13 protein-coding genes and 2 other annotated features are annotated in these 13429 nt (G+C 27.0%); of the genes, 11 read left to right on the forward strand and 2 right to left on the reverse strand.

The window, feature by feature from the left end; all coding sequences use genetic code 11:
• Positions 1–24: 24 nt before the first annotated feature.
• Positions 25–615, forward strand: coding sequence for an SGNH/GDSL hydrolase family protein (locus IR151_RS03000; RefSeq protein ID WP_227432984.1), 591 nt, complete (start codon positions 25–27; stop codon positions 613–615).
• A gap of 62 nt (positions 616–677) precedes the next feature.
• Positions 678–2375, forward strand: a complete 1698-nt coding sequence (locus IR151_RS03005) for a phospho-sugar mutase (protein ID WP_227432985.1) — start codon at positions 678–680, stop codon at positions 2373–2375.
• A gap of 295 nt (positions 2376–2670) precedes the next feature.
• On the opposite strand, the gene IR151_RS03010 is transcribed toward IR151_RS03005, so the two are convergent.
• Positions 2671–2847: a hypothetical protein gene (locus tag IR151_RS03010; RefSeq protein WP_227432987.1), complete on the reverse strand. Its 177-nt coding sequence runs from the start codon at positions 2845–2847 to the stop codon at positions 2671–2673.
• Positions 2848–3102: 255 nt separating this feature from the next.
• Between IR151_RS03010 and IR151_RS03015 the strand changes: the two genes are divergently transcribed.
• Entirely contained in the window at positions 3103–3531 is a 429-nt protein-coding gene (locus IR151_RS03015; RefSeq protein ID WP_227432988.1) for an HTH domain-containing protein, read from the forward strand.
• Between the two features lie 137 nt (positions 3532–3668).
• Here the strand turns inward: IR151_RS03015 and IR151_RS03020 are convergent, their stop codons facing one another.
• Complete coding sequence (locus tag IR151_RS03020) at positions 3669–3863, reverse strand: DNA-directed RNA polymerase (RefSeq protein ID WP_227432990.1); 195 nt, start codon at positions 3861–3863, stop codon at positions 3669–3671.
• Positions 3864–4489: 626 nt separating this feature from the next.
• Between IR151_RS03020 and IR151_RS03025 the strand changes: the two genes are divergently transcribed.
• The 8 genes from IR151_RS03025 (at position 4490) to IR151_RS03060 (ending at position 13364) form a co-directional block, all read left to right on the forward strand.
• The gene (locus IR151_RS03025) at positions 4490–5329 is read left to right on the forward strand and encodes a YihY/virulence factor BrkB family protein (RefSeq protein WP_227432991.1); all 840 of its coding nucleotides are present in this window, start codon (positions 4490–4492) and stop codon (positions 5327–5329) included.
• A gap of 129 nt (positions 5330–5458) precedes the next feature.
• A complete protein-coding gene (locus tag IR151_RS03030) occupies positions 5459–6079 on the forward strand; it encodes a dihydroxyacetone kinase subunit L (RefSeq protein ID WP_227432993.1) in 621 nt (206 codons plus the stop codon).
• A 55-nt stretch (positions 6080–6134) separates the two neighbouring features.
• Positions 6135–7136 carry a dihydroxyacetone kinase subunit DhaK gene (locus tag IR151_RS03035; protein ID WP_227432995.1) on the forward strand — a complete coding sequence of 334 codons (1002 nt, stop codon included), beginning with the start codon at positions 6135–6137 and terminating at the stop codon, positions 7134–7136.
• Between the two features lie 23 nt (positions 7137–7159).
• Entirely contained in the window at positions 7160–8044 is an 885-nt protein-coding gene (gene lsrF, locus IR151_RS03040; protein WP_227432997.1) for a 3-hydroxy-5-phosphonooxypentane-2,4-dione thiolase, read from the forward strand.
• Between the two features lie 44 nt (positions 8045–8088).
• Positions 8089–8400 carry a hypothetical protein gene (locus IR151_RS03045; protein ID WP_227432999.1) on the forward strand — a complete coding sequence of 104 codons (312 nt, stop codon included), beginning with the start codon at positions 8089–8091 and terminating at the stop codon, positions 8398–8400.
• 116 nt (positions 8401–8516) lie between these two features.
• The gene (locus IR151_RS03050; protein WP_227433000.1) at positions 8517–9452 is read left to right on the forward strand and encodes a sugar-binding transcriptional regulator; all 936 of its coding nucleotides are present in this window, start codon (positions 8517–8519) and stop codon (positions 9450–9452) included.
• A gap of 127 nt (positions 9453–9579) precedes the next feature.
• Positions 9580–11433 (forward strand): ATP-binding protein, encoded by a 1854-nt coding sequence (locus tag IR151_RS03055; RefSeq protein WP_227433001.1) that lies wholly within the window; start codon positions 9580–9582, stop codon positions 11431–11433.
• Positions 11434–11513: 80 nt separating this feature from the next.
• Positions 11514–11754 (forward strand) — a binding site (T-box leader).
• A 69-nt stretch (positions 11755–11823) separates the two neighbouring features.
• Positions 11824–12062: a binding site (T-box leader), on the forward strand.
• A gap of 84 nt (positions 12063–12146) precedes the next feature.
• On the forward strand, positions 12147–13364 hold the full coding sequence (locus IR151_RS03060) for a homoserine dehydrogenase (protein WP_227433002.1): 1218 nt from the start codon (positions 12147–12149) through the stop codon (positions 13362–13364).
• Positions 13365–13429 lie beyond the last annotated feature (65 nt).

Here is a 13429-nt window from a genome sequence, read left to right on the forward strand (position 1 = left end):
AAAACATAGCTAAGGGGGGATAAGATGAAAATAGTCTGCTTAGGAGACAGTTTAACATATGGATTTGGAGTATCACGAAGTAATTCATGGACAAACATTGTGAGTCAGGAGACTGGTTTAGAAATAATAAATAAGGGTATAAATGGTGATACAACAAGTGGTATGTTAGTTAGATTTAATGAAGATGTTTTACAGAATTCTCCCGATATGGTTTTTATAATGGGTGGTACTAATGATTTTATTGCTGGAGCAGGAAATGAAGTTATTAATTCTAATATAATGGCTATGGTACATCAAGCATATGCAAAAAATATTATACCAATAATAGGTATACCACTGAGACCAGATATTCCAAATGTTAGGGAAGATTGGAGTAGCTTTACGGATTTTAATACAGTATCAAAAAAGTTAGAGTCATATAATTATTGGATAAAAAAATTTAGTGTGACATTTAATACTGATTTTGTAGATTTTTATTCTGAATATAATAAGAGTATGGAAAAAGAAGGATATAAAAAATTATATTTTGATGGATTACATCCAACTAAGGAAGGTCATAGAATAATTGCAAATATTTTTATTAAGTCAATTAATAAGTATATAGAAGAGTCATAATTATATAAAAAAGGTTTATCTATGCAATTATAATAAATGGATAAAATAGGGAGGATTTTATTATGGATTATACTAAAACTTATGAAGAATGGGTAAAGAGTTCATATTTTGATGAAGATACAAAACTAGAATTAGATAAAATAAAAGATAATGAAAAAGAGATAGAAGATAGATTTTATAAAGATTTAGAATTTGGAACGGCTGGTCTTAGAGGTGTAATTGAAGCAGGAACTAATAGAATTAACAAATATACAGTTAGAAGAGCTACTTTTGGATTGGCAAACTATATACTAGAAAATACTACAGAGGAAGAAAAAAATAGGGGCGTAGTAATAGCTCATGATAATAGGCATAAATCTAGAGAATTTTGTATAGAATCTGCAAATACATTAGCAGCGTGTGGTATAAAGGCATATATATTTGATAGTTTAAGAACTACTCCAGAATTGTCCTTTGCTGTTAGAAATCTAAATGCAATAGCAGGGATAGTTATAACAGCTAGCCATAATCCACCTGAATACAATGGATACAAAGTATACTGGGAAGATGGGGCACAAGTTATGCCAGATATTGCAAATGCAATAACAGAAAAAGTAAATAGCATACATGATTATAGTATAATACCAACTTTAAATGAAGCTAATAAAAATTTAGTAGTCTTATTGGACGAAACACAGGATACTGAATTTATAGAAGCTGTAAAAAGTCAAGTTATAAGAAAAGATTTAGTAAAAAGCGTAGGTAAAAATTTTAAAATAGTTTATACACCTCTTTGTGGAACTGGCAATATTCCAATAAGAAGAGCATTAAAAGAAGTAGGATTTGAAAACATATTAGTGGTTCCAGAAGAAGAAAATCCAGACCCAAATTTTGCAGGGCTTGACTACCCAAATCCAGAAGAGAAAAAAGCTTTAAACAGAGGAATATTGCTTGCAAAAGAAAAAGGAGCAGACCTTGTAATAGCAACTGACCCAGATTGTGATAGAGTAGGTGTAGCTGTAAGAACCACTACAGGGGAATATGTATTACTTACAGGGAATCAAATTGGTGGAATGTTGACACACTATATAATAGAAGGCTTAAAAGAAAATAATCAATTAAAAGAAAATCCTACAATGATAAAAACTATAGTTACATCAGAATTTGGAGCGGATATAGCAAAAGAAAATAATGTTGATGTACTAAATGTTCTTACAGGTTTTAAATTTATTGGTGAAAAAATAAAATTATTTGAAGAAAATAAAGATAGAAATTATGTATTTGGATATGAAGAAAGTTATGGTTATTTAGTTGGAACTCATGCAAGAGATAAAGACGGTGTTGTTTCATCATTATTAATATCTGAAATGGCAGCATTTTACTATTCAAAAGGCATGAGCTTATATGAAGGCTTAATAGAACTATATAAGAAATATGGATTCTTTAAAGAACAGACTATATCTTTAACTTTAAAAGGTATAGAAGGTGTGGAAAAAATAAAAGAGATAATATCTTATTTTAGAGAAAATCAAATTGATTGTATAAATAATATAAAGGTAATTGATAAAAAAGACTACAAAAATGGTGTAGATAATCTCCCTAAATCTGATGTTTTAAAATATTTCTTGGAAGATGAGTCTTGGGTAGCTATAAGACCATCTGGGACAGAGCCAAAGCTGAAATTTTATATAGCTGTAAAAGGAACTAGTGATGCTGAAGCAGATGAAAAGCTTAGAGGTTTAAAAGAATATATAGATATTATGGTATCAAAATTAAAATAAAATAGACTAAATTGCTACATAAAAGAATAATAAATAAGTATTAAAGATGCAATTTTATTTGTATTTAAATAAAAGCATTATAAAAAACTGGTTGACATTTAACTGAAAGTTAGCCAGTTTTTTAATTAAAAAGTATTTTACGAAAATTATTATTTTAATTATTTGTTTTGACAGTTTTTGTTATATTTGTAATAAATGATTTATTAAATTTTATACAACAGTATATTTTCTTAGCATGTAAACTTTAAAGACATTTGTTTTGAAAATAGATTTATTTTTCATACTTACTACTAATCTATCTCAGTCTTGTATAATAATATAAAAATAAAACAATATATACTATAGGTAATAAGAGTAATACTTTTAAATCAAGGTCAAAAGTATTAGTATAAAATGCAAATATGAGTGCTAATAATACAATTATTAAGTTTGGGATTGTTTGAAAGAATGCTTGTTTTGCTCTTTTATTCATTGTATTTCCTCCTTGTAAATATTAATATTTTAAAATGTTTTTCATAAAATAATCAGTAACTTATATTTGATTTTCTTAATCAAAGTATAACAAGAGAATAAGAATAAAGAGTTACTAAAATATTACAATAAGAAATAAAGAAACAAAAAAGTTTATATTTCAAGTTTTTAAAATTTCTTTATTATAATTGAGACTATTTAAGTGTGATATAATAAAAAGATACTTACTAATTTTACTTAGAGGAGTTTAACTTATATGGAAGTAAAAAAGATTGATAGTGATTACATAGAACCTTTACTTAATAAATTAATTGATGAATATCACATAAATGAAGATATTTTATCAAATTTGATTAAAATAGAATCAGAAAAACTAAGAAATTATAAAAAATATGAAAAAGAATTTACAGCAGATTTAGACGTATGGGCAAGATGGATAAATTTTGTTTTGCAACTCGAATATACTATAGATGTTGATTCAGATTCTAGGCTTAGAGGTATTTTAAGTTTACTAATTGAGATATATGAAATTAATATTGAATTTATAGCTAAAGTTGCACATGTTGAAGAACAATATTTGGTAGATTTTATAAATGGAGTAGATTATGTGCCAACAGAAGTAAAATACAGTATATGTGCTACTGCTATGAATCTGAGTTTAATATTTAAAAATAAGGAAATATAAAGAGTTAAATAAATAGAATAGATTATAATATATATTTGTATTAATCTACCTTAATACCTTATGAAGTTACCTATATATAGAAAAAGCACCTATAATTAAAAGGTGCTTTTCTTATTTATACAATTTATATTGTGTCTTTATCCTATTTGTTTTATTAAAGCTTTTGCAGATTTAATCTTTGATTTTTCATTAGTTTTTTCTAATAAGTCTAAAGCACAATTAGTACAAATATTTACTTCATTACAACTATCTTTTTCAGAGTAAGTTATATACTTATTTTTAGATTTGTCTATCTTGTCTCCACAATAATTACATATTATAAAGTTACTCATATTTTAAGACCTCCGTTTTATTTATTTTTGAATATAAAAATATTATTTAAATAGAATTTGCATTAACAATTAATGTAAAATTTGTATAATTCTGAAAATTAACTTGTTAAAATTATAGCAAATTTGCAACTTTACTTTTAATTATAATGTATTTTATTCAAAAGATAAACATTATAACCATAAATACTTAACTTTTATTACATATTTCTTAAATTATAAGCATAAGATTAATATTGATTTGATATAATCAATAATTGTTTAAGAAGAAAATATAATAAATTTAAAAGTTACCCTGCTAATACTAGTTTGTTTAATATTTTTATTTGTTGTTACTTTAAAAAACCTTTTTGTGTTGTCAATTCAATTAGAAAATACATCTCGAATTTTATCCTTTTAAATTAATACCACTAGAAGCTTGTATATAATCATAATTATAGTCCAATAATATATATTTAATTCAAGATTATACTTTTTATTTTCAGTGATTAAAAAATTAAAATATTAGTAGAATTATTATTTTCAGCTTTTATTTACTTTATTTTTGTTTAAATAATTATATTATGGTATGAATCTGAGTATAATTAATATTGTATAATGAAATTAATATTAGAGAAAAGGGGATATTTATGTTTGGGATAGATAAGAAATTAATTGAATATATAGTAGCAAAATCTAATTATAGTGAGTTAAGTTCAAAATCAGCAGAAGTATCTTTTTTCTTAATGTTGTCTATATTTCCTTTTTTAATATTTACAATAAGTTCTATAGCATATATACCAGTTCTTCATTTAAATAAATATATAGCCTTATTTAGAAACATGATGCCAGAGAGTGCTTTTGATGTATTATCTTCAATTATAGTTTCTGCAATAGACAATAGAAGTTTAAATTTTTTAGCTGTCAGTTTTGTACTTACGATGTGGACATCTTCAAGGGCAGTAAAAGCACTTATTAAAGGAATGAATAGAGCTTATAAAGTTAAAGAAACTAGGTCTTTTTTAAAAATCTTATCTATATCATTTTTATTTACGATTATGCTTTTGGTATTGATTTTTTTATCTATGATATTTTTGGTTTATGGAGAGAAGATAGGTTATTTTATTTTTAACTTTATAGGATTAGATGAGATATTCATAAAAATATGGGATATTCTAAGATACACTGTAGGTATTGCAACAATAATAGTAATATTTACATTTTTGTATAAGTATACACCTAATAAGAGTTTGACTATGAAAGAATCTGCTCCAGGTGCTATTTTTGCTACGTTTGCTTGGTTTGTAGTATCATTTTTCTATTCTTATTATACAAACTATTATGCTAACTATGAAGTAATCTATGGAAGCATAGCTGAAATAATTGTACTTATGACATGGATATATTTTAGTAGTTGGGTTATTGTTGTAGGTTATGAATTAAATTCAAGATTGTATTTTAGAAAGATAAGAAATGAAATGTTAAAGTAAAATATTAAAATAAAAATTGGTATTTGATATTGCAAATGTAAATTTTGTAAAAACGTTTTCTGAAAATAATTTACATTTGTTATTACATATGATAATATTGAGTTAAGATATTGGTAAGGAGATGATTCAATGTTGTCAACAGTTACATGGAGAAAAATGCTAATAAGTGCAGCAGAAATATTAAAAGAAAATAAGATATATTTATGTGAATTAGATGGTATAGTTGGAGATGGTGACCATGGAGTTACTATAGATAGAATAGCTGATTGTATGAGAAAAAGGGCTCTAGAAGAGCATGATGATGATAGTATAAAATCAATTAATGAAGATTTGAGTACTTTATGTATGAATGTAAATGGAGGGTCAGCAGGACCTTTATGGGGAACTATATTTGAGGGAATGGCTGAAGGAATAGAATATAAAAAAGAACTTAAAATAGAAGAAGTAAAAGATATGTTTATTGAAGCAAGAGAAAATTTATCTCTTATTTCTACTGCTAAAGTAGGTCAAAAAACACTAGTAGATGCATTATACCCAGCAATAGATGCTATGCATACTATTGAAAGTGACAACATAAAAGATGTTTTTAAAGTGGGTTATGAGAAAGCAGTAGAAGGCGCAGAAAGCACTAAAACTTACATAGCAAAATTTGGACGAGCAAAAAGTATAGGGGAAAGAAGTTTAGGGCATATGGACCCAGGCGCTGTTTCTATATCATTAATGTTTAAAGGTTTATATGACGCATTATAAAAGAGATTAACACAGCAATTAATCAATATAACAAATTTAATAGGGGGAATTTATCATGTCAATGAAAAAATTTATTAACCAAGCAGAAGATTTAACTAGAGAAGTTTTAGAAGGTTTAGAACTTTCAAATTCGGAGTTACTAAGAGTTACAGATTCAAATTTAGTAATAAACAAAAAGTTGGAAGAAGAAGACAGAGTAACAATAGTTACTTTAGGAGGAGCAGGTCATGAACCAGCTTTGAGTGGATTTGTTGGAGATGGAATGGTTGATATAGCTGTAGTCGGAGATGTATTTGCCGCTCCAGGACCAAATTCTTGTTTAGAGGCTATAAAGATGGCAGACAAAGGGAAAGGTGTATTATTTGTAGTTCTTAATCATGCAGGAGATATGTTGACAGGAAACCTTGTTATGAAACAAGTTAAAAAAGAAGGATTAAATGTTAGAAAAGTTGTTACTCAAGAAGATATAGCAAATGCACCGAGAGAAAATAGTGATGATAGAAGAGGATTGGTTGGATGTATACCTTTATATAAAATAGCTGCAGGGGCTGCTAAAGAAGGAAAATCTTTAGATGAAGTTGCAGAAATAGCACAAAAATTTGCTGATAATATGGCAACTATAGCTGTTGCATGTAAAGGAGCAACTCATCCATCTACAGGTATGGTAATTTCTGAACTTGGAGAAAATGAGATGGAAATAGGAATGGGGCAACATGGAGAAGGTGGAGGTGGACGTATGGAAATGAAGTCTGCTGATGAAACTGCTGAAATAATGACACAAGCTTTAATAAAGGATTTGGATATCGAAGATGGTGAAAAAGTAATGTTAGTAGTTAATGGTTCAGGAGCTACTACTTTAATGGAAATGTTAATAGTTTATAGAAAGTGCCATAGAATATTACAAGAAAAAAATATAGAAATAGTTTCAAATTGTGTTGGAGAACTTTTGACTACTCAAGAAACAGCTGGATTCCAACTATTTATAGCTAGAATGGATGATGAATTATTGAGATACTTCAATTCACCATGTAATACGCCTTACTTTAAAAAAAATTAGACTAAATTAAAGGGAGATAAAAAATGGCAGATAAAGATGGAATAATATTACCAAAAGATTATGGAATAGGGATAAAACCACCTCAACAAAGTTTTTATTTAAAAGGAATGGACAATGTAGATTGGGGAATGAAAAATAGATTATCAAAGATATTTAATCCTAAAACAGGAAAATCATTGATGTTAGCTTTTGACCATGGATATATAATGGGTCCTACTCAAGGATTAGAAAGATTAGACCTTTCAATACCTGAACTTATAGAAGATGCAGATTGTCTTATGGCTACAAGGGGAGCTTTAAGAACGTGTATAAATCCCACTCAAGATAAAGCTATAGCACTTAGATGTTCGGCTGGTAGTTCCGTACTCAGAGAGGATATGAGTAGGGAGGTTATAGGAGTTGATATAGAAGATGCTATAAGAATGAATGCATCATGCCTAGCTATACAGACATTTATGGGGGCTGAAGGTGAGTGTAAGGCTATAGAAAATTTAGTCAAAACAATAGATATGGGAAATAGATATTCAATACCAGTTTTGGGTGTCGTTGCAGTAGGTAAAGAGATGGAAAGAACTGCAAAATATTTTCTATTAGCCACTAGGATGTTAGCTGAATTTGGAGCAAGTATAGTAAAGACTTATTATTGTGAGGATTTTGAGAAAATAACATCTGCTTGTCCAGTTCCAATAGTTATAGCAGGAGGGAAAAAAGTTCCAGAAAAAGAAGCGTTAGAAATGGCTTATAGAGCTATAAATGAAGGAGCAGCAGGAGTTGATATGGGAAGAAATGTATTCCAATCAGAAAATCCAAAAGCTATGATAAAGGCAATAAAGGCTGTAGTTCATGAAAACAATACTCCAGAACAAGCATACAAGTTATTTGAAGAATTAAAAGAAGAGTATAAGTAGTATAAGTTTAATATATAGGTTTTAATATAATTGGAGGGGAATTTATGGAATTTGTACATATAGGTGTTATAACAGATAAGCCACAAGAGCATGAAGAGTTTAATGAAGAATTGAAGGTGTATATAACAGACCCAAAATACACAGATTTCAAATATGAATATTTAAGATTTGTTGAAGGAAGTCCACTTCCAGAAATAATGCAAAAAAATCCTCATGTTGCATATAAAGTAAAAAATATGGACAAATATCTGAGTGAGAATGAAGTAATTGTAGAACCTTTTAAAGTAGGAGATAACTTAAAATGTGCATTTATAATTAATGGTGGTTTTATAATTGAATTAATGCAAGAATGTTAATAATTAAGCTAAAAAGCCCAGAATTTTTCTGGGCTTTTTAAATTTTTTATACAACTTGACAAATTTTATCTAATGAGATAATTTTATCTTAGAATTAGCTTTGAAAGGATGAAAATATGACTATTGAAAACGAAATGTTGAAATTAGTAGAAGTATCAAAAATGTATTATGAAGATAATAAAACTCAAGCAGAGATTGCAAAAATTTTAGGAGTATCAAGACCATTGATAAGTAAAATGTTAAATAAAGCAAAAGAAATTGGAATAGTAAAGATAGAGATTAGGGAACTATTTTCTAGTAATGATTTGCTGATGAATCAGATGAAAGAGATATTTAACATTAGAGGTGGACTAATAGTACCAGAAGCTAAAACCGAATATATAACTCAACAAACTATACTAAGTCATGGAATAAAATATATAAAAGAAGAATTACCTAAGGTTAGTAATGTCGGTATAGGATGGGGATATACTATAGGTAATATAATAGAAGAAATACAAAAGAGTGAGGATACTTTTACTTTTAAAGGAGAAGTATATCCACTGGTTGGAATGGCTAACATACCAAATAAAGGATATCACCCTAATGAATTAATATCTGTATTTTCAAATAGTACAGGATTTAGTCCTGTATTTTTATATGCGCCTGCATTTCCAACTAGTAGTGAAGAGCGAAATATCTATTTGAAAACTGAAAATTATCAGAGTATGGAGAAAAAATGGGATAATATAGATACAATAATTTTATCTGTTGATAATTATCCTCAGGTTCCAGACCAAGCTACTGCGATTAGATTTGGAAAGAAGCTTACAAAAGAAAAAGCAATAGGTTCCTTTTTATCTTATTATTTTAATAAAGATGGAGAAATAATTAAAAGTGATAGTGATTATGTCATACAAATACCTCTTGAAAAATTAAAAAAGGCAAAAAAAGTAATAGCTATATGTTCAGATTCTAGTATAGATTCAATAACAGGTGCACTGAAGACTGGATACATAACACATGTCATTACCGATGAAAAAAAAGCGACACAAATAATTATAAACAAATAATAAATTACATAAAATTAAATTTATTTGAAAATATTTGTTATGAAATATGTTATAATTAATAGAAAAATGTCATATAATTACTTAAGAAGTATTATTATAAATAACATTGAGAGGTCGTGGTTAGGATATGGATATCCATAATAAATATGTGAATTTTATAAAAAATATACCTGTGCCTTTTTTATACTGTAAGATTATAAGAGAACATGAAGATATAGAATATAGAGTGGAATATATAAGTAAAGGTATGAGTCAAGTATTGAAACTAGAAGAGGGAATTTGTGATAAAGATATATTAGATGTATTACCTATATTTAGAGCAAAAAAATATTCTAAAGAGTTGTTCTCAGATAATATAGATTGTATAAAAAGATATATTCCAGCACTTAAAAATTGGATAAACATAAGAAAACAAATAGTTGGAGATTCGTACGTAGTTTTGTATTTTAGTAAAATAGTATTCGATTATAGACAGATAATCGATTCATTTGATAAAAAAGAAAAATTAGCTTATGTTAAAGATGAAGAAGGAATATATATAGATTGTAGTGAAAATTTAATATCAATATTAAATAACAAAATTAAAACTACAAAAGATATATTTGGAAAAAACGATATAGAAGTATGGGGAGAACGAACTGGGAAATTATTTAGAGATGACTATTTAGAAGGAATATCTAGTAAAAAAAGATTTTTACAAAAACTATTTGAATACGAAGAAACATTTTTTATGGTTGAAAAATATTTCTTATATGATGAAAGTGAACTTTTAGGTACTATAGGAATAATAGATAATATAATATACAGTGGATATAATAATAAAAACTATGATTCAAAAAACTTAATGAAGATGATTGAACATTCAATACCAGAGAATATGTTTTATAAAGATGTATATGGAAATTATATTGGATTTAATTCAGGATTTTTGAATCTAGCATGTATGAATAAAGAAGAATTACTAGGTAAGAATAGTCATAAGTTATCAACAGAAGAATCTCTTATAGACAAGATATGTAAAAGTGATAAGGATGTAGTTGAAAATAAAAAGATTGTTACATTTGAATCAAATATGACTATACATAACGAAAATAAATGTATTGAGATTACAAAAAGACCATATTTTGATAGTTATGGTAGTGTCATTGGAATAATTGGTACAGCAAGAGATATAAGTAGAAGAAAAAAACTAGAAGAAGAGATGGATAAAAATAGAATGGAGTTTTTTGCAAATCTATCTCATGAACTTAGAACTCCTATAAATTTAATATCATCTTCATTACAAGTAATAGAAAAGAAAGAGGGAGACTTAATAGAATCAAATGATACTCTAAAAAGAAATCTAGGTATAGTAAAACAAAATGGAAATAGAATATTGAGATTAGTAAATAATGTTATAGATTTTACAAAAATGCAGTCGGGATATTTGGATTTTAAGCCAAAAGAGTCTGATATAATATCATTTGTGGAAGAGATATGTATGTCTGTAGCTGATTTTGCAAGTCAAAATAATATACAACTTACATTTGATACAGAAATAGAGGAATTTTCAATGTTATTTGATTCAGAAAAATTGGAAAGAATAATATTGAATTTACTTTCTAATGGAATTAAGTACAACAAAGAAAATGGGAAAATAAATATATTTTTATATGTGAAAGATAATATGTTTGAAATGAAAATATCTGATAGTGGTATAGGTATACCAAAAGAAAAAATAGATAAAATATTTAATAGGTTTGAACAAATTGACAATGAACTTTCTTATAGAGTTAAAGGCAGTGGAATTGGGCTTTCATTAGTGAAATCTTTAGTTGAATTACATGATGGTAGTATATCTTTAAAAAGTCAACTTGGTGTTGGAAGTGAATTTATTGTCTCGTTGCCAGTTAGAAGCAATAATAGTGAAAAATGCAATTATAAAAGAGAGCTCAGTAGTGAGCTAAGTAAAAAATTAGAAATAGAATTTTCGGATTTATAGATTAAGTATAAAAAATAAAATTAAAAAAACTATTGACAATTTATTTGTAAGGGTTTAAAATAAATTACAATATAATAAATAAAAAAGCGATGAATAGGAAGAGTAAATCTAATTCGATTATCAGAGAGAAAAGTCCATTGGCTGAAAGACTTTTTAAATTAGAGAGATTGAAAACTACCTAGGAGCTACTTTCTGAAGTTATCTATATTAATAGATTTTAGTAAGAATAGTCGTTAACTACGTTAAAGTTTAAAGTGGGTTTTCATAAAAAATGAAAACTAAATTAGGTGGAACCGCGGGAATTATACTCTCGTCCTTATATTATAAGGATGGGAGTTTTTTGTTATTTAAAATATTATTTGAAAGTATAAAAAGGAATTATAAAAAATTATAAAAGCGATGAATAGGAAGAGTAAATCTAATTCGATTATCAGAGAGAAAAGTCCATTGGCTGAAAGACTTTTTAAATTAGAGGGATTGAAAACTACCTAGGAGCTGTTATCTGAAGTTACTCTAAAAAGAGTTTTAGTAAGATTAACCGTTAACTGCGTTAAAGTACAAAGTGGATTTTGTCAATAATTGACAAAAATCAAATTGGGTGGAACCGCGAGTATAGACTCGTCCCTTTATATAGGGATGGGTCTATTTTTATTACAATAAAAGATTGAAAATTAAAAAAAATCGGAAAATTATAAATTTAGGAGGAAAATAAAATGCAAAATAAAGTGAAAATTGGAGTACTAGGATATGGAACTGTAGGAAGTGGACTTATAGATATAATAGATAATAATAAAGAGAAAAGAAATATAGAAATAGTTGGAATATTAGTTAATAATTTAGAAAAGCATAAAGAAAAAAAATACTCTAATATAATAACTAATAATATAGATGACATATTTGAGAAAGATATAGATATATTAGTTGAAGTTATGGGTGGTTTAGAACCAACACTATCTTATATAAAAAAAGCATTAAATAATAAAATTCATGTTGTTACAGCAAATAAAGATTTACTAGCTGAATGTGGAGATGAACTTGCAAAATTAGCTAGTGAAAATAAAGTAAGTATTAAATTTGAAGCTTCAGTTGCTGGAGGGATACCAGTATTAAAGCCAATAATAGAATCATTAGAAGGAAATAATATAGACAGCATAAATGCTATTTTAAATGGAACTACTAACTTTATATTATCTAAAATGTATGATGAGGATTTGTCTTATGACATGGCATTAAAACAAGCTCAAGAATTAGGTTTTGCTGAAGCAAACCCAGAGTCAGATGTATTAGGATATGATGCTGCTAGAAAGCTATCAATATTGTCAACTCTAGCTTATGATAATAGAGTATACTGGAAAGATGTGTATCTAGAAGGAATTACAGATATAGATGAAAAAGACATAGAATATGCTAAAAAACTAAATTGTAAAATAAAATTAATTGGGCAAAGTAAATATGAAAATGATAAAGTAAGTGCATTTGTTAGACCTGTTTTAGTGGAAAAAGATAACATACTTGCTAGAATAGACAATGAGTTTAATGCTGTCATAGTAAATGGAGATTCAGTAGGAGAAGTTTCTTTTGTAGGTAAGGGAGCTGGAAGTCTAGCAACAGGAAGTGCAGTTTACTCAGATGTTATTGATATAATAGATAACAGAGTTTCTAGTATAGATTCTTTTACTAAAGATAGAATACAAGTAAATAAAATAGTTAGAGAAAAATGTGGAGCACTTCTTAGATTTAAAAAATGTAATAAAGATGAAATATTGAATATAGTTGGAAATTGCTTAGTAAACTATGATATTTTAAATGATGATGATGAGCTTGCTATTATGGTTTATGCTGACTCTGAGTATGAAATAAATAACAGTTTATGTCTAATAAAAGACAAAGGATATTGTGAAAAAATGAATAAAATGTTGAAAATAAGCTAAAAAGAAAAGAATATAGGTTTCTATGTAACATATTTTGGAAATTTTAATACTATATAGTATGAGAT

It is taken from the genome of Clostridioides sp. ES-S-0006-03, from assembly GCF_020662275.1.
In the GTDB taxonomy this organism is placed as follows: domain Bacteria; phylum Bacillota; class Clostridia; order Peptostreptococcales; family Peptostreptococcaceae; genus Clostridioides.

What these genes read in the sequence shown, in the direction of transcription:
- IR151_RS03050 (WP_227433000.1), top strand. Translation starts at nt 8,517, where the DNA reads ATGACTATTGAAAACGAAATGTTGAAATTAGTAGAAGTATCAAAAATG.
- IR151_RS03060 (WP_227433002.1), top strand. Translation starts at nt 12,147, where the DNA reads ATGCAAAATAAAGTGAAAATTGGAGTACTAGGATATGGAACTGTAGGA.
- IR151_RS03055 (WP_227433001.1), top strand. Translation starts at nt 9,580, where the DNA reads ATGGATATCCATAATAAATATGTGAATTTTATAAAAAATATACCTGTG.
- IR151_RS03025 (WP_227432991.1), top strand. Translation starts at nt 4,490, where the DNA reads ATGTTTGGGATAGATAAGAAATTAATTGAATATATAGTAGCAAAATCT.
- IR151_RS03015 (WP_227432988.1), top strand. Translation starts at nt 3,103, where the DNA reads ATGGAAGTAAAAAAGATTGATAGTGATTACATAGAACCTTTACTTAAT.
- IR151_RS03010 (WP_227432987.1), bottom strand. Translation starts at nt 2,847, where the DNA reads ATGAATAAAAGAGCAAAACAAGCATTCTTTCAAACAATCCCAAACTTA.
- IR151_RS03005 (WP_227432985.1), top strand. Translation starts at nt 678, where the DNA reads ATGGATTATACTAAAACTTATGAAGAATGGGTAAAGAGTTCATATTTT.
- IR151_RS03000 (WP_227432984.1), top strand. Translation starts at nt 25, where the DNA reads ATGAAAATAGTCTGCTTAGGAGACAGTTTAACATATGGATTTGGAGTA.
- IR151_RS03045 (WP_227432999.1), top strand. Translation starts at nt 8,089, where the DNA reads ATGGAATTTGTACATATAGGTGTTATAACAGATAAGCCACAAGAGCAT.
- IR151_RS03020 (WP_227432990.1), bottom strand. Translation starts at nt 3,863, where the DNA reads ATGAGTAACTTTATAATATGTAATTATTGTGGAGACAAGATAGACAAA.
- IR151_RS03035 (WP_227432995.1), top strand. Translation starts at nt 6,135, where the DNA reads ATGTCAATGAAAAAATTTATTAACCAAGCAGAAGATTTAACTAGAGAA.
- IR151_RS03030 (WP_227432993.1), top strand. Translation starts at nt 5,459, where the DNA reads ATGTTGTCAACAGTTACATGGAGAAAAATGCTAATAAGTGCAGCAGAA.
- lsrF (WP_227432997.1), top strand. Translation starts at nt 7,160, where the DNA reads ATGGCAGATAAAGATGGAATAATATTACCAAAAGATTATGGAATAGGG.